General features: G+C 36.2%; 20 protein-coding genes. 1 reads left to right on the top strand and 19 read right to left on the bottom strand.

Translation table 11 applies throughout. The features are described 5' to 3' along the window. Nucleotide 1: 1 nt before the first annotated feature. The 11 genes from ylqF to smc all read right to left on the bottom strand — a co-directional run bounded on the left by ylqF (nucleotide 2) and on the right by smc (nucleotide 10305). Complete coding sequence (gene ylqF, locus E3U55_RS05265) at nucleotides 2-850, bottom strand: ribosome biogenesis GTPase YlqF (protein ID WP_134339301.1); 849 nt, start codon at nucleotides 848-850, stop codon at nucleotides 2-4. 221 nt (nucleotides 851-1071) lie between these two features. Next, complete coding sequence (rplS, locus tag E3U55_RS05270; RefSeq protein WP_134339302.1) at nucleotides 1072-1416, bottom strand: 50S ribosomal protein L19; 345 nt, start codon at nucleotides 1414-1416, stop codon at nucleotides 1072-1074. Between the two features lie 96 nt (nucleotides 1417-1512). Beyond that, nucleotides 1513-2262 (bottom strand): tRNA (guanosine(37)-N1)-methyltransferase TrmD, encoded by a 750-nt coding sequence (gene trmD / locus E3U55_RS05275; protein ID WP_134339303.1) that lies wholly within the window; start codon nucleotides 2260-2262, stop codon nucleotides 1513-1515. Then, nucleotides 2262-2780, bottom strand: a complete 519-nt coding sequence (rimM, locus tag E3U55_RS05280; protein ID WP_134339304.1) for a ribosome maturation factor RimM — start codon at nucleotides 2778-2780, stop codon at nucleotides 2262-2264. Before rimM ends, trmD begins: the two co-directional genes overlap by 1 nt. 11 nt (nucleotides 2781-2791) lie before the next feature. Beyond that, nucleotides 2792-3178: a YlqD family protein gene (locus E3U55_RS05285; protein ID WP_194840825.1), complete on the bottom strand. Its 387-nt coding sequence runs from the start codon at nucleotides 3176-3178 to the stop codon at nucleotides 2792-2794. A gap of 70 nt (nucleotides 3179-3248) precedes the next feature. Then, on the bottom strand, nucleotides 3249-3476 hold the full coding sequence (locus E3U55_RS05290) for a KH domain-containing protein (protein WP_134339306.1): 228 nt from the start codon (nucleotides 3474-3476) through the stop codon (nucleotides 3249-3251). Between the two features lie 17 nt (nucleotides 3477-3493). After that, complete coding sequence (gene rpsP / locus E3U55_RS05295) at nucleotides 3494-3763, bottom strand: 30S ribosomal protein S16 (RefSeq protein WP_134339307.1); 270 nt, start codon at nucleotides 3761-3763, stop codon at nucleotides 3494-3496. A gap of 78 nt (nucleotides 3764-3841) precedes the next feature. Further along, nucleotides 3842-5185 carry a signal recognition particle protein gene (gene ffh, locus E3U55_RS05300; RefSeq protein ID WP_134339308.1) on the bottom strand — a complete coding sequence of 448 codons (1344 nt, stop codon included), beginning with the start codon at nucleotides 5183-5185 and terminating at the stop codon, nucleotides 3842-3844. Between the two features lie 12 nt (nucleotides 5186-5197). Beyond that, nucleotides 5198-5524, bottom strand: coding sequence for a putative DNA-binding protein (locus E3U55_RS05305; RefSeq protein ID WP_134339309.1), 327 nt, complete (start codon nucleotides 5522-5524; stop codon nucleotides 5198-5200). Between the two features lie 12 nt (nucleotides 5525-5536). Beyond that, nucleotides 5537-6535, bottom strand: a complete 999-nt coding sequence (ftsY, locus tag E3U55_RS05310; protein ID WP_134339310.1) for a signal recognition particle-docking protein FtsY — start codon at nucleotides 6533-6535, stop codon at nucleotides 5537-5539. A gap of 200 nt (nucleotides 6536-6735) precedes the next feature. Next, nucleotides 6736-10305: a chromosome segregation protein SMC gene (gene smc / locus E3U55_RS05315; protein WP_134339311.1), complete on the bottom strand. Its 3570-nt coding sequence runs from the start codon at nucleotides 10303-10305 to the stop codon at nucleotides 6736-6738. A gap of 114 nt (nucleotides 10306-10419) precedes the next feature. Between smc and E3U55_RS05320 the strand changes: the two genes are divergently transcribed. Then, nucleotides 10420-10644, top strand: coding sequence for a DUF1128 domain-containing protein (locus E3U55_RS05320; RefSeq protein WP_134339312.1), 225 nt, complete (start codon nucleotides 10420-10422; stop codon nucleotides 10642-10644). Between the two features lie 48 nt (nucleotides 10645-10692). Here E3U55_RS05320 and rnc read toward each other — a convergent pair whose 3' ends face one another. From rnc to sdaAA, 8 genes are all read right to left on the bottom strand, one after another. Next, the gene (gene rnc / locus E3U55_RS05325; protein WP_134339313.1) at nucleotides 10693-11367 is read right to left on the bottom strand and encodes a ribonuclease III; all 675 of its coding nucleotides are present in this window, start codon (nucleotides 11365-11367) and stop codon (nucleotides 10693-10695) included. A 172-nt stretch (nucleotides 11368-11539) separates the two neighbouring features. Further along, nucleotides 11540-11773 (bottom strand): acyl carrier protein, encoded by a 234-nt coding sequence (gene acpP / locus E3U55_RS05330; RefSeq protein ID WP_134339314.1) that lies wholly within the window; start codon nucleotides 11771-11773, stop codon nucleotides 11540-11542. 35 nt (nucleotides 11774-11808) lie between these two features. Next, complete coding sequence (gene fabG / locus E3U55_RS05335) at nucleotides 11809-12549, bottom strand: 3-oxoacyl-[acyl-carrier-protein] reductase (RefSeq protein ID WP_134339315.1); 741 nt, start codon at nucleotides 12547-12549, stop codon at nucleotides 11809-11811. Between the two features lie 4 nt (nucleotides 12550-12553). Next, nucleotides 12554-13495 (bottom strand): ACP S-malonyltransferase, encoded by a 942-nt coding sequence (gene fabD, locus E3U55_RS05340; protein WP_134339316.1) that lies wholly within the window; start codon nucleotides 13493-13495, stop codon nucleotides 12554-12556. Nucleotides 13496-13497: 2 nt separating this feature from the next. Beyond that, a complete protein-coding gene (gene plsX, locus E3U55_RS05345; RefSeq protein ID WP_134339317.1) occupies nucleotides 13498-14496 on the bottom strand; it encodes a phosphate acyltransferase PlsX in 999 nt (332 codons plus the stop codon). A 15-nt stretch (nucleotides 14497-14511) separates the two neighbouring features. Next, nucleotides 14512-15072, bottom strand: coding sequence for a transcription factor FapR (fapR, locus tag E3U55_RS05350; RefSeq protein WP_134339318.1), 561 nt, complete (start codon nucleotides 15070-15072; stop codon nucleotides 14512-14514). A gap of 70 nt (nucleotides 15073-15142) precedes the next feature. Continuing rightward, nucleotides 15143-17179: an ATP-dependent DNA helicase RecG gene (gene recG, locus E3U55_RS05355; RefSeq protein WP_134339319.1), complete on the bottom strand. Its 2037-nt coding sequence runs from the start codon at nucleotides 17177-17179 to the stop codon at nucleotides 15143-15145. Between the two features lie 20 nt (nucleotides 17180-17199). Further along, entirely contained in the window at nucleotides 17200-18078 is an 879-nt protein-coding gene (gene sdaAA / locus E3U55_RS05360) for an L-serine ammonia-lyase, iron-sulfur-dependent, subunit alpha (RefSeq protein WP_134339320.1), read from the bottom strand. Nucleotides 18079-18081: the final 3 nt, after the last annotated feature.

An 18081-nucleotide genomic window follows, 5' to 3' on the forward strand; every position in this document is an offset into this window, starting at 1 on the left:
CTTATCTATTAGGCTGATCAAACGTTATTCCACCTAATTTGCCACTTCGTAAATCTTGAATAATCACATCAGCTGTCTTCTCGTAATCAATGACTCCACCTGAAGCTAAGCAGCCTCTTTTCTTTCCAATGGTATCAAACCATAACACAATATCTTCTTCTTCTAAATCTAATTTATATCGGTCTTTTAACACGTCAGGGTAATTGTCCCTCATGTACTTTAAAGCATAAACTGCGATATCATCTAAATGAAGAATTTGATCTTTAATTGAACCTATTGCGGCAAGCTTATAACCTACTTCTTCATCTTCAAATTTTGGCCATAGAATACCAGGAGTATCTAATAATTCAAATTCACCCTGAATTTTAATCCATTGCTGTTTTTTAGTTACCCCAGGCTTATCTCCTGTTTGAGCTCGCTTTTTATTTGCTAATCGATTAATTAACGTCGACTTCCCTACATTAGGAATGCCTAAAATCATTGCTCTTAGTGATCTTGGTTTAATGCCTTTTTCTTTACGTTTTTCATTAATGGATTGCCCCATTTGCTTAGCTTGCTTTACTATTGCTTGAACATCACCTTTTTGATTCACATCAACAGCTAAAGCATCATGACCTTGTTCTTTAAAGTGTTCTAGCCATTTATTCGTTAATTGCTGGTCTGCTAAATCTTTCTTCATTAATACAATCAACTTCTGTTTTTGTTCTAACACCTCATGAAGCATAGGGTTTTGTGAGGATTGTGGTGCCCTTGCGTCTACAAGTTCTATAACAAAATCAACGAGTTTCAGTCTTTCTTGTACTTCTCGCTTAGCTTTTGCCATATGCCCTGGAAACCATTGAATCGTCATGTATTCCACCTGCCTTTGGTTTAGTTTTTACCTTATATTAAAATCATTAAACTTTGTCTAAGTATACTCGCTATTACGCTCAATAGCGTTATAGTAAAGTGTGTTGAAAATTGCATTCGCATAGGAGCAAGGAGATGGCATCATCAACAATCCACAGCTATAAAGCTTTAAGGTATAAAAAAGGAGCCTGACCAATGGCCAAGCCCCCCTTTGAATTTACATTAGCGAATTTCTTTAATTCTTGCAGCTTTACCACGTAAATTACGTAGATAGTAAAGTTTAGCACGACGTACTTTACCACGGCGAGTAACTTCGATCTTGTCAACACGTGGAGAATGTACTGGGAATGTACGTTCAACACCTACACCGTATGATACTTTACGTACAGTGAAAGTTTCACTGATGCCGCCACCACGACGTTTGATAACTACACCTTCGAATACCTGGATACGCTCACGGTTACCCTCAACAACTTTAACGTGTACTTTAAGAGTATCACCAGCACGGAATTCAGGTAGATCTGTACGTAACTGATCTTGTGCAACTTTGTTTAGAAGTTCTTGCATCTTCTTCACTCCTTCTCACTAATGCTCATGCTTAATTCGCAGCGGAACATCGTTTTCAGCTTAAACATACTTAAGCACTAAATTAATATACCATAATCATTTATCTCTTGCAACATCATTTCTCTTAATCTCATCTAACATATCCAATTCTTTTTGATCTAACTCTAATCCTTCAAATAAATCAGGTCGTCTTGAATAGGTACGCTTCAGAGACTCATATTTACGCCATTCTTCTATTTTTTGATGGTTACCTGAAGTTAATACTTCCGGAACCGTCATACCTCTAAAATCATTTGGACGAGTATAGTGTGGATGTTCAAGCAAATTAGTAGAGAATGAATCAAGCGTTGCAGATTCATTATTTCCTAAAACATCTGATTGTAACCTTATTATACTATCTGTAACAACCATGGCTCCTAACTCTCCACCAGTTAATACATAGTCTCCAATTGATATTTCATCAGTAACTATATGCTCTCGTATGCGTTCGTCGTAACCTTCATAGTGTCCGCAAATGAATATTAAATGATCCTCTTTGGCTAGTTCTTCTGCTTTTCTTTGTGTAAAAGTCTCACCTTGAGGACACATCAAAACTACACGTGGTTTAGATTCATGTTGATCGATTAAATGTTCAACGGCATCAAAGATCGGTTGAGGCTTTAACACCATACCAGCTCCGCCACCATAAGGGTAGTCATCTACTTTATTATGTTTATCTGTCGTAAAATCTCTAAAGTCAATCAAGTTATAACTGAAAGCACCTACATCCTGAGCTCGCTTTAGAATAGATGATTCAAAGACACCTTTAAACATGTCTGGAAATAGTGTTAGAATATCAATTTTCATTAATCTAACAGTCCTTCCATCTCTTCAATAATGACTTTTTGATTACTTATATCAATTTCTTTAACGACCGATTCAATATAAGGTATAAGAGCATCTTTTAATCCTTCTCTTTTCACTACCCAAACATCATTAGCACCCGGTTGGAGGATTTCTTTAATTTTACCTACATAATCCCCATTATCTTTATAAACTTCACAACCAATTATTTCATGGAAGTAGAATTCATTTTCGTCTAATTCATGAAGATCTGACTCCGGAATTTTTAATAATCCACCTTTGAAGGGTTCAACTTCATTAATCGATTCATATGTGTCAAAAGTTAGTAAATCAAATTGTTTATGTTTTCTGTGTGATTTTACCGTTAATTCTTGAGGGTTATTGTCTTGGTCATCTTTAAAAAAGAGTAGGCGTGAACCTGGCTCAAACCTTTCATCAAAATCCGTAATTGGGATTACTCTTACTTCACCCTTAACACCATGTGTATTTACAACTTTACCTACATTAAAAAAACGTTCCATAAAAATCCACCTTAATTAATATCTATAATTTTTCCATCTTTGATTAAAATTGAACGATTACCTGAAATGGCATCCCAGTTGTCACCAATATCCACTTCAACAACTTCATCAACTTCCCCTTCGACAATTTCATTACCATCAGGAATGTCATGAAGTTGTTGAAGTTGATACTCGTACCACTCAATCAGTTGTTGCCGCTTGTTTTCTTCGACCACAAATCGTTTCTCAACTTTCGATTGACTAAATTTCTTTTGATAGATTAATTTCTTCTTCTCAAATTGTAATTGTTCAAGCTCTTTTTTAGCTTGTCCAATTTTTAAATCAAATTTCTCTTTAAGTTGATTTCGGCTTTCACTAGTTATAATTTGCTTAATTGTTGTTTTTCTTATGAATTTCATAAAATCACCTATTCGGCTCATGTGAATTTTAACCATGCTAAAAATGGGAAAGGTTATCCCTCTCCCATTTTTACATAATATCAACAAATATTTTTTTATTAATATCAGAACCAGCGGCATGAACAACAGTACGAATCGCCTTGGCAATTCGACCGTTTTTACCGATCACTTTTCCAACGTCATTCTCGTTAACCGTTAGATGATAGCGAATTTTTTCATCTGTTTCTTCAACAGTAATATTCACTTCTTCCGGATGGTCAACAAGTGGTTGTACGATCGTTTCAATTAAGGCTTTCATGATATCACTTACCTTTACTATTTAGCTTTTGATTCGTGAAATTTCGTCATGATGCCTTCTTTTGAGAATAGGTTACGAACTGTATCGCTTGGCTTAGCACCTTTAGATAACCAATCTAAAGCTTTATCTTCATTAATTGAAACTTCTGGAGTTTCGCTTAAAGGATTATATGTGCCAATTTGCTCGATAATACGTCCATCACGAGGAGAACGTGAATCTGCAACTACTACACGATAGTAAGGTTTTCTTTTAGAACCCATTCTTTTCATACGAATTTTTACTGCCATTATTACACCTCCATCAAAATTCCTTCTCACAAGATAAAATTGTATCAGATGTCCAAAGGTGTGTAAAGTATTTTTCCATTACATAAAAGGAAAATTTAATCCACCCTTTTTCTTCCCTTTTTTGCCGCCCATCATTTGCTTCATCATTTTCTTCATTTCATTGAACTGTTTAAGCAATCGGTTGACTTGAGCAACTGACGTACCTGAACCGCTAGCAATACGTTTTTTGCGGCTGGCATTAATAATATCAGGCTCAACTCTTTCTTTCTTTGTCATCGACTGAATAATTGCTTCAACCTGATCGATTTGTTTCTCATCAAGTTGCATATTTTTCATGCCTTTCATTTTATTAGCTCCAGGCATCATATTAACCAGTTCATCCAATGGTCCCATACTTCGGACCTGCCCCATTTGTTCAAGGAAATCCTCAAACGTAAAGGAAGCATCTTTCATTTTTTGTTCCATTTCTTTGGCTTTCTTCTCGTCGACATCAGTCTCAGCTTTCTCAATTAAGCTTAAGACGTCACCCATACCAAGAATTCGGGACGCCATTCGATCTGGATGAAAAGCTTCTAGTTGGTCAAGTTTTTCACCCATACCAGCGAATTTAATTGGTTTACCAGTAACAGCTTTAATAGATAAAGCAGCACCACCACGAGTATCACCATCAAGCTTAGTTAAAACAACACCAGAAATATCTAATTGCTCGTCAAAACTTTCAGCAACATTGACGGCATCTTGACCGGTCATTGAATCTACTACTAAGAAGATTTCATCAGGCTGTACGGTATCCTTGATTTGCTGTAATTCATCCATTAAACCTTCATCAACATGTAAACGACCTGCAGTATCAATGATGACATAATCTTTATGATCTTCTTTCGCTTGGTCAATTGCTTCTTTAGCAATGTCTACAGGGTTAGCTTCTGTCCCTTTTGAATAAACAGGCATATCTAATTGTTTACCTAATGTTTCTAATTGATTAATTGCGGCAGGACGATAGACGTCAGCTGCAACTAGCATTGGATTACGGTTATACTTTTTTCTTAGATGGTTAGCTAGTTTACCAGTTGTCGTCGTTTTACCTGCACCTTGTAAACCAACCATCATGATAACAGTTGGTGGCTTATTAGCCACGGCGATTTTACTTTGTTCTCCACCCATTAACTCAGTTAATTCTTCTTTAACAACTTTAATAACCTGTTGACCAGGGTTTAACCCTTGCAATACTTCTTGCCCAATTGCACGTTCTTTTATACGCTTAATTAAGTCTTTGACAACTTTAAAGTTAACATCGGCTTCAAGTAAAGCGAGGCGAACTTCACGAGTCATTTCTTTGACGTCTTGCTCAGTTACTTTACCTTTACCGGTGATTTTCTTTATCGTACCTTGTAATCGGTCGGCTAATCCTTCAAATGCCATTTGACCGTCCTCCTAATCTAGGTTTTCCAGTTCATCTATTAATGACCTGATTTGTTTATGATCTTGTTGGTTTAAAGCTTCTTTCATATCATTCAGAATGATATTTTGCTTTTCAAATCGTTTATAGAGGCCTAATTTCTGTTCATATTCCTCAAGCATTGCCTCTGTACGTCTAATATTATCATAAACTGCTTGTCTACTAACATCATATGTCTCGGAAATTTCTCCTAATGAATAATCTTCCAAGTAATATAATTCCATGTAATTTTTTTGTTTTGAGGTTAATAACTCTTGATAAAAATCAAACAGATAATTAACTCTGGTTGTCTTTTCTAACACAAGCAACCTCCTCTACGATTCATTTGACTCCTCCTGCATTAAATCACCAAATAATCCATAAACAAATTGGTGTGCATCAAATGGCTGCAAATCTTCCATTTGTTCACCAAGTCCAACGAATTTAACTGGAATATCTAATTCATTTTTAATGGCTAATACAATCCCACCACGAGCTGTACCATCTAGCTTAGTAAGTACAATACCAGAAACATCAGTAACCTCTTTAAATGTTTTAACCTGACTGATGGCATTTTGTCCGGTCGTAGCATCTAATACCAATAACGTTTCATGTGGTGCGCCTTCTACTTCACGAGATATTACTTTTTTTACTTTTGCTAATTCATTCATGAGGTTCACTTTATTTTGTAGACGTCCGGCTGTGTCACATATTAAAACATCAGCGCCTCTTGATTTCGCAGCTTGAATACCGTCATAAATAACAGCAGCTGGATCACTGCCTTCACTATGCTTAATCACACCAACACCAGCACGTTCACCCCATACTTCAAGTTGATCAATAGCTCCAGCTCTAAATGTATCACCAGCAGCTAAAACAACATTCTTACCTTCTGACTTTAGACGATGAGCTAATTTACCAATTGTCGTCGTTTTACCAACACCATTAACCCCTACAGTTAAAATAACTGATAAGCCATTCTCATTTAAATTTATCTCTTCAATGGATTCATCGTCGCCATCGTAATAGATCTCAACTAACTTTTCGGAGATTACTTCTTTAACCTGTGAAGTATCTTTTATGTTTCTTCTTTTCACTTCCATTTCCAATTCTTCAATTAGTGTCATGACTGTTTCAACACCAACATCAGCTGAAATGAGTATCTCTTCAAGTTCTTCAAAAAATTCTTCGTCAACACTGCGATAACGAGCGACTAAATCATTAACTTTTGATGTGAAAGAGTCACGCGTTTTCTCCATACCATCTTTAAATTTATCTGTAACTTGATCTGTTTGATTATTAATTTTATCTTTAAGTTTCTTAAAAAATCCCATCAAAGTCTTCCTTTCTGTATTTAACGCTAAATGTAAAACTAATGTACTTGCTCATAATTGTGAAGAAATGAGAAGCGTAAGGCGGCGACTCCTGCGGGAACAGCACGAGTCTCGAGACCCCACAGGCAGTGGTTTTCTGCCGAGGAGGCTCGAGCCGTGCCCGCGGAAAGCGTCCGCCTGTAGCTATTTAACACAGTACATTAATTAAACACCATTTCTTCTGTCTCTTCTAGTTTAACTGATACAAGTTTAGACACGCCTGATTCTTGCATAGTAATACCATATAAAACATCTGCATTTTCCATTGTACCTTTACGGTGAGTAATCACAATAAACTGTGTATGAGCAGAAAATTCTTTAAGGTATTTACCAAAACGGGAGACATTTGCCTCATCTAAGGCAGCTTCCACTTCATCTAACACACAAAATGGAACAGGTCTAACCCTTAGTATGGCAAATAATAAAGCGATAGCAGTTAATGCTCTTTCCCCACCTGATAATAAACTTAAATTTTGCAATTTCTTACCTGGTGGTTGTGCAATAATATCTACACCCGTTTCTAGTAAATCATCTGGGTTGGTTAGCGTCAATTCTGCACTGCCTCCGCCAAACAATTCTGTAAAAACAACAGAGAATTGTTGCTGAATTTGATTAAATGTATCACTAAATTTTCTGACCATCTCTTCGTCCATTTCTTGAATAATTGAATGGAGTGTACCTTTAGCATCTAATAAGTCAGTTTGTTGTTCACTTAAAAAGTCATAACGCTCTTGGATTCTTTCATATTCTTCTATCGAACCAAGATTGACTGTGCCTAATTCATCAATAGATCGTTTGATTAGTTTAACTTTTTCCCGAGCTTCATCTAATTTTTCAATAACACCATAATCGCGCTTAGCTTTCTCGAAAGTTAACATATACTCTTCTCGTAAATGGTTTAGGCGATTCTCTAAATCAACATCTAAACGATTAGCTTTAACTTCAAGCTGCTGCATGTGATTACTTCTTGATTCATATTGTCTATTTCGTTCTTTCAGTTCACGATCTAAATCATCACGATTTTGAGATAGTTGATTACGTTCATCTCTACTTTGTTCAAGTTGTTCATTTACTTGTATTAAATTTGTTCTAGTATTTTTAATTGTATTAGATAACTCATCTATTGTTTGAGCATTTTGATACGACTCTTCCAGCTTTTGGAGCTCTTCTTCAAGCTGCGTCTTAGAGGTACGTTCACTCTCTAGGTCATCTTGAATTTGAGTTAACCGCTCCTGATGATTTCGTAATTCACTTTCTTTCTCTGCTAACCTAATTTGCATATTATTAAGCTTTTCTTTATGTTGCTCCACCGCTTCTTTAAAATCAGATTGGTTAGTAGAAAGGTGATCGATCTCTTGTCTTAATTTTTCGGATTGTTTATCTTGCTGTTGCAATTGGACTGTGATTTCTTCTAATTCATCAGTTAATTGCTTGATATCATCCTGATGCTGCTTATTTTCCTGGTCATAAACAGACAATTGATCGTTAATATTGGATAATCTGGCTTGTAGCGCTTGATAGCTTTCTTTAACCATTTGATATTTATCATAAAGCTCGTCTTTTTGTGACTGTTCTTTCAGTGAAACTTGTTCTAATTCTTCATATTTTTTCTTTTTATCTCTTAATTTTTGTTCAAACACTTCACTTTTTTGTTCATAATCGGCCAGTTTGGTTTTGATTTCTTCTAGTTCCTGGTCTCTTGTGAATAGTGATGTTTGATTCGATCGTTTTTTAGCACCACCACTCATTGAACCACCCGGGTTAACAATGTCACCTTCTACAGTAACAATTCGAAACCTATGGCCGGTGATTTTGGCTAAGTTATTAGCATCTTTTAATGTGTTGGCAATTAAAACTGTTCCCAACAGACTCTGCACGATGGATTGATATGTAGAGTCAAAGTGAACAAGCTCTGACGCCACACCAATAAAACCGTCACTAGATTTTAATTTATTGACGGTATTTGAATCAATTGAGCGTGGTTTAATAGTCGATAAAGGTAAAAGTGTTGCTCGTCCACTATTCGTTTTCTTAAGGTACTGAATAGCTTGTCTAGCTTCCTGGTCAGTCTCTACAACAATATGCTGGGCTTGTCCACCTAACGCAATCTCCATAGCTGTAACATATTGATTCGGAATATCAATCAATTGAGCCACTGCTCCATGGACCCCATTAACTTCATTCTTTTCCTTTGCCTGTAGGATGGATTTGACGCCATAAAAGAAACCACTATAAGAGTCCTTCATATCTTCTAGCATTTCTTTCTTTGAACGGAGCTGCTCAATAATACGATAACCCTTATGAAGCTTTTCCTCATCTTCACGAATCTCAACAGATAATTGTTTGTAAGAATTTTGTTTTTGGCTAATGGTATCATTAAGATCCTGCAATTGTTGTTCCAATGTGACTTTTTCTTTTGCCTGTGCGTCTTGATCTTCTTCTAGAGACTGACGATCTTCTAGTAATTGTTCAAATCGCTCATCTAATCGTTGCTTTCTGTGGTTAGATTGTTCGATTTGTTTTTCAATAGAAGCTTTTTGGTTTCGGTTAGCTGCTTGTTCATTTAATAAATCAATGTATTCCGATTTCATAGACTCAATTTTTTCTTCAATGTCTACACCAGAATTTTCAATGTCTTTCTTTATTTGATTGATTGTTTCTTTTGTTTCATTTCTAGATGATTGAAGTAATTCAATTCTTTTTTCCTGGTCTTCAAAATCTAATTCAAATTGGTCAATTTGATCTTGACTTTCCTTTATGTCATTCGTCAATTTTTCTTTACTCTCATCATAATGCTTTAACCGTTCAACTAATAAATTCTTTTGACCATCAAGCTGTTCGATTTGCTGTGTGAATGTTAACTTTTTGTCTTGTAGTTGTTCGATGGTTTCATCTAACGATTGAATCTGTTGCCCCATCTGTTCAACTTTTGATTCATCAGCTTGGATAGCCGTTTTGTCTTCAACCAGCTGTTCTTTAACTTGATCAATCTGTTTAAGGAGTGTCTCCCACTCTGAATGAATTTGTTCAATTTCAGTAACGATTAATGAAACTTCATGCTGTTCTAATTCTTCTTTTTTCTCTAGATATTCTTTAGCAATGGCAGCTTGTTCTTTTAAAGGTTCTAATTGTCCTTCAATTTCATAAATAATATCTTCTACACGGCTTAGATTATCTTCTGTCTCGCCTAATTTTTTTACCGCTTTAGATTTTCGTTGTTTATATTTCAATACACCGGCAGCTTCTTCAAATATAGAACGTCTGTCCTCAGATTTTGAACTTAAAATTTCTTCAACTTTACCTTGACTAATAATAGAGAAAGCTTCTTTACCCAGTCCAGAATCCATAAAAAGTTCAACAATGTCTTTCAATCGACAAGATTGCTTGTTTATAAGGTATTCACTTTCACCCGATCGATATACCCGTCTAGTGACTGCAACTTCTTCATAATCAATTGGTAAACGTTGATCCTTGTTATCTAGTGTTAAAGTAACCTCTGCAACATTAAGTGCACGTCTTGAATCACTACCAGCGAAAATGATGTCTTCCATCTTGGCACCGCGAAGTGATTTTGCTGACTGTTCCCCTAGCACCCAACGGATGGCGTCTGTTACATTAGATTTTCCGCTTCCATTAGGTCCAACCACAGCTGTCACACCAGGAACAAAATCCACAGTGATTCGTTCAGCAAATGATTTAAAACCTACTGACTCTAATTTTTTCAAAAACATATGTAAACACCTACTCAATTTTTCCGTTCTAACTTAACATCTGAACTTTTTTATTTTATCATAAAATAAGTGGCTGAAGAAGGTTACGAAAACAAACACATTGGAGTGAGCAAAATGAATTTAAATGAACCTACAGAAGAAAACCTGAAATATATCATTGAAGACATGTCTAAACAGCTTCAAGTCCTTAACCCTTCAATAATGGAGCCGGACAACTTTGACTTGGAAAATTACCATCAAATTAAACAGTTATATGACATGGTACAAATGAAAGATCAGATTAGTGTGTCTGAGATTCACGCAATCATTGACGAATTAAAAAAATATCGCAAGCAATAAGTGAAAACCCCTTTGTTCTATTAACAAGATAGACAAAGGGGTTTAGTCTTAATATTTCTTCAAGGCTTCTTCCGCTGCTTGTTGTTCAGCTTCTTTTTTTGTACGTCCTTGACCTGAACCTTTTTCAGTTTGACCTACATAAACTTTAGCTATAAATTGGCGATTGTGGGCAGGACCAATTTCATCCACTATTTTATATTCAACTTGCTTCCCTTGTTGTTGCACAACTTCCTGAAGTTGTGTTTTGTAATCCATCGCATGTGAAAAAGCTCCTGGTTCAATTTTTGGAAAGACAAATTGTTTCAGGAAAAATAATACCTGATCAAAACCTAGATCTAAATAAATAGCTCCAATAAGTGCCTCAAACGCATCAGCTAATAGTGAAGGTCGTGCTCTACCACCAGACTTTTCTTCACCTTTACCAAGTAGTAAGTAATCACTTAACTCCAAATCTCTCGCAAAATGCTCTAATGATGGTTCACACACTATATTGGCACGAAACTTAGTTAGTTCACCTTCGCTCATGTTTGTATATTCGCGATATAAATATTGTGAGACGGCCAATTCTAAAACAGCGTCACCCAAAAACTCTAATCGTTCGTTATCTTCAAGGTTTTGATCCCTATGCTCATTCACATACGATGTATGCATGAAAGCTTGCATTAATAAATTTTCATTTTTAAATTTAATTTTAAGGTCTTCTTGTAATTGTTTAAAGTTCATATGTTTTCACCTGTTCTAGTGAGAAAAACTCAGCTTATTGCCATAACTTATGCTATAAGCTGAAATTTAACACATTAATAGTAAGTTCTTTAAAAGATAAGAGATGAGGATGGCCATTTAAGCCATCCCCTTAATGTTCTGCACATGATCTACAGAACTTTTATTTAAATGATTATTGGTTGCTGTTTATGTAATTAACAGCATCACCAACTGTTTGAATTTTTTCTGCATCTTCATCAGAAATTTCCATGTCGAATTCATCTTCTAATTCCATTACTAATTCAACAACATCTAATGAGTCCGCTTCTAAGTCATCTTTGAATGAAGCATCATTTGTTACTTTAGCTTCATCTACGTCTAAACGTTCAACAATAATCTGTTTAACACGATCAAATACCTCTGCCATTCCTTTCACCTCCCTTCAAAATTTTTTAACCTTTTCTACATTACCATTCCACCATCAACGTGAATAGTCTGGCCAGTAATGTATTCTGCGTCCTTCGATGCTAAGAATCGAACCACGTGTGCGACGTCTTCTGGTTCACCTAATCGATTTAATGGGATTAAATCATTCATAGCTTGTTTAGCTTCATCCGAGAGGGCATCAGTCATGTCTGTCGTAATAAATCCTGGTGCTACCGCATTTACATTGATATTTCTGGCAGCAAGTTCCTTAGCAACAGACTTAGTCATACCAATCACACCAGCTTTAGCTGCGACATAATTGGCTTGACCTGGATTACCAGATACACCTACGACAGAAGCTAAATTAATAATCTTGCCACCTCGTTGTTTCATCATCGGGCGAGTCACAGCTTTAATACAATTAAAGACACCTTTTAAGTTGGTATCAATGACATCGTCAAACTCATCCTCTTTCATACGCATAAGAAGGTTATCTCTTGTGATACCAGCGTTATTAACTAAAATGTCAATCGCACCAAATTGATCAGTTGTTGTCTTAACCATCTGCTTGACATCATCTGCACTGGACACGTTAGCCTGAACAGCAACAGCTTGTTGTCCTAAACCTTCTATTTCTTTAACTACCGCTTCGGCTTTGTCTTTACTACCTGCATAATTAACCACGACATTAGCACCATTCTTAGCTAATTCTAGGGCTATAGCTCGTCCAATACCACGGGATGCGCCTGTCACTAATGCTACTTTTCCATCTAACATTATATTATTCCTCCTTTAGCCAGTTTTTAAAACTTTCAATTGCTCCAACTTCATTGATGGTAAAGACTTTTGCTCGACGATGAACCTTCTTAACTAATCCTGATAAAACTTTACCATTACCAACTTCAACAAATGCGTCTACATCAGAATTCAACATGTTTTGAATCGTCTGTGTAAATTGAACAGGTGAATATAATTGTTCCAGTAGCAATTGTTCAATTTGTTTAGCCTCAGTCACGGCTTCCGCGGTAACATTCGCATATACAGGAATTTTAGCATCTTTAATTTCAGCTTGACTTAATTCATTTTTAAAATCTTCACTAGCTGCTTTCATCAATTCTGAATGGAAAGGGCCACTCACATTAAGAGGAATAACTCGTTTAGCCCCTTGTTCTTTTAACTGTTCAGTTGCAAGTTCTACGCCTTTTACTGTACCCGAGATAACTATTTGTCCAGGGCAATTGTAATTTGCAACATTAACGGTTTCACCAGTTTCAGTTATTTCCTTTGTAACTTTCTCAATTGTTTCTTCATCCACACCTAACACGGCAGCCATCGTACCTTGACCTGTTGGCACTGCTTTCTCCATATATTTTCCTCGCTTATGTACTAATGAAAGCGCGTCTTCAAGAGACAACGAACCGGCAGCATATAAGGCACTATATTCACCTAAACTATGACCGGCTACCATGGATGGTTTTATACCTTCTTCGTTTAATAAATTAAATATAGCGGCACTGTTTAATAGTAGTGCTGGTTGTGCGTTTTCTGTTTTTGTTAATTCATCACCAGGTCCATTTAACATAAGTTCACTTAATGAATAACCTAGTGTTTGATCTGCTTGGTGATATAGTTCTTTAACACTCGGAAACTCTTCAAAAAAATCTTGTCCCATACCGACACTTTGAGAGCCTTGACCAGGGAAAAGGAATGCTACTTTTTTCATCGTTATGCCTCCCGTCCTTGTAATTTGCTTACCTCTTTTTCAATTAATGAAACAACATCTGAATCTACTAAATGATAAGTCTGTTTTATAGCATTAAATATTGCTCTTTCATTAGATGAACCATGAGCTTTAATGACAGGTGCACTCAAGCCAAATAAGCCAGCTCCACCATATTCAGAATAATCCAATTGATTTTTGATACCTTTTAAATCTGATTTAATCATCGCTGCAGCAATTTTTGTTTTAGTGTTTTTCATAAACGACTGTTTTAACATTGTAAACAGAGTTAACGCTGTGCCTTCAATTGATTTCAAAGCAATGTTTCCTGAAAAACCATCTGTAACAACCACATCAGCAGCACCTTCAAGTAAATCTCTAGCTTCAACATTACCGATAAAATTTATTGGAGCTTGTTCTAATAATTTGAAAGCTTCTTTCACTAATTCTGAGCCTTTTTGGTCTTCAGTCCCAACATTCAATAATCCCACTCGAGGATTTTTAATGTCTCTTACATTTTCTACGTAGATTGAACCCATAATGCCATATTGCAGTAAATGGTTGGGTTTTGCTTCAACGTTTGCCCCAACGTCAAGTAATAAGAAACCTTTACCGTCTGTCGTTGGTAACGTTGGACTTAACGCAGGTCGATCGATTCCCTTTATTCTTCCTACTTTAAACAACCCTGTACTCATTAAAGCACCAGTATTACCTGCAGATATACAAGCATCTGCCTCTTTATTTTTTACCGCTTCAGCCATAAGAACCATAGATGCATTTTTCTTTTTACGTACGACTCTTGAAGGTTCGTCAGTATTTTCTACTTTTTCAATCGTATGATGTATTTTGATTCTGGAATGTTTGTTTAAATATGGTTTTATTTTTTCTTCATCACCATAAAGTGTAATTAATAAATCTTCATAATGATCTACAGCTAATTGAGCACCTTTAACTGCTGCCTCAGGTGCATGGTCTCCCCCCATGGCATCAATTGCAATTCTCATGGTTCACTACTCCTTCTATTTATCTGTATTACGATACATATAAAATTTACCTTCAAATACGATTTCATTATTAACAAAGCTTTTAACTTCAATAATCGTACGTTTCTGATCATTACCAACTACTGAAGCTTTTGCAACAACACGTTCACCAAGCTTCACGGGTCTAGTGAAACTAATTTCAGCATTGGCAGTTAAAGCTAATTCATCGTTAATTACAGCTACAGCCAGAGAATTAGCTTGTGCGAACAAATGATGTCCTCTAGCAATTTGATTACGAGAAAAAACATGTTCTTCATGTATATCTAAAATTGAAATAGCTAAATTATCTAATTCTAAATTAACTACTTCACCAATAACTTCATCAATCGGAAGTGCTCGTACTGTCTCATTCCAATTTTTATTAGCTACATTTTTTATACGCTCACGTAATTCAGGAATAGACAATTCTAAGCGATCTAAACGAATGGTTTGAATACTGACACCAAATTTATTAGCTAATTCTTCATCCGTTATAAATGGCGTTTCTTCAATCATCTGTGTTAGTTGTTCTTGTCTATCTTTCTTTTTTAACTTCATATGTCCACCATCCACTATTAAGACTAGGTCCTAATAGTAATATATAATACCTTTAAGGTTCTTGCAATCCTTAATCAAAAATTCGCTCTTTAATTTTAGGGTCGTTCTCTATAAGCTCTTTCAAATATCTATAATCTGTGTCTGTTGAAAGTCGATTGTTAGAAATAACATCGACCGCATCTCTTCTAGCAACTTCTAGAGCTCGATAGTCATCGACGATATTAGCAACTTTAAATTCAGGTAACCCACTTTGTTTTTTTCCGAAGAAATCACCTGGTCCTCTGATTTGCAGATCGTGTTCAGATAACGTGAATCCATCATTCGTTTCAGTCATCACTCGCATACGTTCTTTACCTGTTTCACCTTTAGGATCTGCAAGTAAAATACAGTAACTTTGATGTTTGCCACGTCCAACACGACCACGTAACTGGTGCAATTGTGCTAAACCAAATCGTTCTGCATCATATATCACCATAACAGTAGCATTGGGGACATTAACACCCACTTCGACAACAGTTGTTGATACTAGTATTTGTATATTATTAGCTGCGAATTCACGCATCACTTCATCTTTCTCTTGAGCACTTAAGCGACCATGCATTAAACCTACACTAATGGAAGGTGGCAAAGTAGATTGAAGCTCTTCGAACACATCAACTGCATTTTGTATATCCAGCTTATCGGACTCTTCAATCAACGGTGCAATAACATAAGCTTGATGACCAGCATCAGTCTCTTTAATTAAAAATTGATGGACCCTTTCAATCATATTTTCCTTAACCCAATAAGTTTCAATAGGCTGTCTTCCCTTCGGCATTTCATCAATAATCGATACATCCATATCCCCAAAAGTCGTAATAGATAATGTACGAGGAATAGGTGTTGCTGTCATGAATAACACGTCAGGGTTGAGACCTTTATCTCTTAAGGTTTTTCGTTGATTGACCCCAAAACGGTGTTGCTCATCAACAATGACTAACCCTAATTCCTTAAATAGAGTGTCATCTTGTATTAAAGCATGCGTTCCTACAACAATGTCTACCTCACCACTGCTTATACGCTCTAATCTTTCTTCACGTTTTTTCCCTTTAACCGAACCAGTTAATAACTCTATTTGAAGTAAATCACCAAATAATTCTCTAAGGGACTGCTCGTGTTGCTCAGCTAAAATTTCGGTCGGCACCATTAAAGCACCTTGTTGACCAGCTAAATATGTAGCATACAATGCAATCGCAGCCACTACAGTTTTACCAGATCCAACATCACCTTGCAGTAAACGATTCATGCGATAATTACTTTTTAAGTCACTTAAAATTTCATTTAGAGCTCGGCTTTGACTGTTAGTTAATTGGAAACTTAATTGAGTTATGAATGTCTCTATTTTAGATTTATCATATTCTTTAGGAAGCCCATAAGAAGCTTTTTTGTTATGTTCTTTAATCCATTGCATTTTCAACTGAAAAATAAATAATTCTTCATAAATAAACCGTCTTTTTGCATGTTTTAAAGCCGTTTTTGATGATGGTTGATGCAGCTCTTGTACTGCTAGTTGTCTGCTTGGAAGTTTATACTCTTTCAGATAACTTTCTGGCAACATTTCATAGACATCTTCAAGAGATGACTTTAAAGCATATTTCACTAACTTTTTAATTTGTTTTGTCGATAAATTACCCTTTGAATGGTATACCGGTTGTATCGTATTGTCTTCTTGAAATGACTTTGGGTGAAGTTGTTGTACAGTTAACTGTAGTCTATGCATATCCCATTTCCCTGTAAGCGTAACTGTTTCACCACGAATCAATTTGTCTTTTAAAAAAGCTTGATTGAAAAAAACGGCCTTAATAGCCACAACTCCCACTTGAATGGTGCAGGTTAACCTGGATTTCTTACGACCAAAAAAACTGAGATTCGGTTCAGAAGCAACCTCCCCTTGGATTGTAGCCACTTCTTCATGATTAATCTCTTTTAATGGTTTTAATTCAAAAAAGTCATAACGAAAAGGAAAGTGGAAGAGTAAATCTCCCACTTTCGTAATGTTTAACATCTCAAGTTGTTCTTTTGTTTTATCTCCGACGCTAGGAATAACGTCTACCGGATCATTAAACAAATTTTATCACTCTTTCTATATTACTCTGCAGCAGAGCCGAATATTTTAGCGGCTAGAGCCTTACCGGTTGGTGTAGCTGCTAAACCACCTTCAGCAGTTTCTTTTAATGTTGAAGACATTTTTTGTCCAATTTGATACATAGCGCCAATTACTTCATCACACGGAATCCGGCTTGTTACACCTGCTAAGGCCAAATCAGCAGAGACAATAGCTTGTGAAGAGCCCATTGCGTTACGTTTGACGCAAGGTACTTCAACTAACCCTGCTACCGGGTCACAAACTAAACCAAGCATGTTCTTTAACGTAATAGCCATCGCTTGAGCTGACTGGTCTGGCGTTCCACCTGCCATTTCAACAGCTGCTGCACTTGCCATACCTGCTGCCGAACCAACTTCAGCCTGGCAACCTCCAGCTGCTCCAGAAATTGAAGCGTTGTTAGCGATCACTTGACCAAATGCTCCTGCTGTAAACAAGAATCGCACCATCTCTTCACGTGTAGGGTTTAATCGGTCTTTTATACCAAATAGTACACCAGGCACACAACCTGCACTCCCTGCTGTAGGCGTTGCACAGATTGTCCCCATAGCTGCATTAACTTCATTGGTTGATACAGCTTTACTAACTACATCTAAAATTAAATCACCTGAAAGCGTTTTCTTATTTTCTCTATAATTATTAATTAATACGGCATCTCCTCCAGTTAAACCTGAACGAGACTGAACCCCTTTTAAGCCATCCTCAACCGCTTTCTCCATAACATCTAGGTTACGTTCCATTTCTGAATAAATTTGATCTCTGGTTTTTCCACTTTCTTCGATTTCCTGTTGAATCATTACTTCAGAAATAGATATATTTTTATCTTCGGTTATTTGAATTAATTCACTGACACTTCTAAACATTGC

This window comes from Filobacillus milosensis (assembly GCF_004402015.1).
Taxonomy (GTDB): Bacteria; Bacillota; Bacilli; order Bacillales; family Alkalibacillaceae; genus Filobacillus; species Filobacillus milosensis.

What these genes read in the sequence shown, in the direction of transcription:
- ylqF (WP_134339301.1), bottom strand. Translation starts at nt 850, where the DNA reads ATGACGATTCAATGGTTTCCAGGGCATATGGCAAAAGCTAAGCGAGAA.
- rplS (WP_134339302.1), bottom strand. Translation starts at nt 1,416, where the DNA reads ATGCAAGAACTTCTAAACAAAGTTGCACAAGATCAGTTACGTACAGAT.
- trmD (WP_134339303.1), bottom strand. Translation starts at nt 2,262, where the DNA reads ATGAAAATTGATATTCTAACACTATTTCCAGACATGTTTAAAGGTGTC.
- rimM (WP_134339304.1), bottom strand. Translation starts at nt 2,780, where the DNA reads ATGGAACGTTTTTTTAATGTAGGTAAAGTTGTAAATACACATGGTGTT.
- E3U55_RS05285 (WP_194840825.1), bottom strand. Translation starts at nt 3,178, where the DNA reads ATGAAATTCATAAGAAAAACAACAATTAAGCAAATTATAACTAGTGAA.
- E3U55_RS05290 (WP_134339306.1), bottom strand. Translation starts at nt 3,476, where the DNA reads ATGAAAGCCTTAATTGAAACGATCGTACAACCACTTGTTGACCATCCG.
- rpsP (WP_134339307.1), bottom strand. Translation starts at nt 3,763, where the DNA reads ATGGCAGTAAAAATTCGTATGAAAAGAATGGGTTCTAAAAGAAAACCT.
- ffh (WP_134339308.1), bottom strand. Translation starts at nt 5,185, where the DNA reads ATGGCATTTGAAGGATTAGCCGACCGATTACAAGGTACGATAAAGAAA.
- ftsY (WP_134339310.1), bottom strand. Translation starts at nt 6,535, where the DNA reads ATGGGATTTTTTAAGAAACTTAAAGATAAAATTAATAATCAAACAGAT.
- smc (WP_134339311.1), bottom strand. Translation starts at nt 10,305, where the DNA reads ATGTTTTTGAAAAAATTAGAGTCAGTAGGTTTTAAATCATTTGCTGAA.
- E3U55_RS05320 (WP_134339312.1), top strand. Translation starts at nt 10,420, where the DNA reads ATGAATTTAAATGAACCTACAGAAGAAAACCTGAAATATATCATTGAA.
- rnc (WP_134339313.1), bottom strand. Translation starts at nt 11,367, where the DNA reads ATGAACTTTAAACAATTACAAGAAGACCTTAAAATTAAATTTAAAAAT.
- acpP (WP_134339314.1), bottom strand. Translation starts at nt 11,773, where the DNA reads ATGGCAGAGGTATTTGATCGTGTTAAACAGATTATTGTTGAACGTTTA.
- fabG (WP_134339315.1), bottom strand. Translation starts at nt 12,549, where the DNA reads ATGTTAGATGGAAAAGTAGCATTAGTGACAGGCGCATCCCGTGGTATT.
- fabD (WP_134339316.1), bottom strand. Translation starts at nt 13,495, where the DNA reads ATGAAAAAAGTAGCATTCCTTTTCCCTGGTCAAGGCTCTCAAAGTGTC.
- plsX (WP_134339317.1), bottom strand. Translation starts at nt 14,496, where the DNA reads ATGAGAATTGCAATTGATGCCATGGGGGGAGACCATGCACCTGAGGCA.
- fapR (WP_134339318.1), bottom strand. Translation starts at nt 15,072, where the DNA reads ATGAAGTTAAAAAAGAAAGATAGACAAGAACAACTAACACAGATGATT.
- sdaAA (WP_134339320.1), bottom strand. Translation starts at nt 18,078, where the DNA reads ATGTTTAGAAGTGTCAGTGAATTAATTCAAATAACCGAAGATAAAAAT.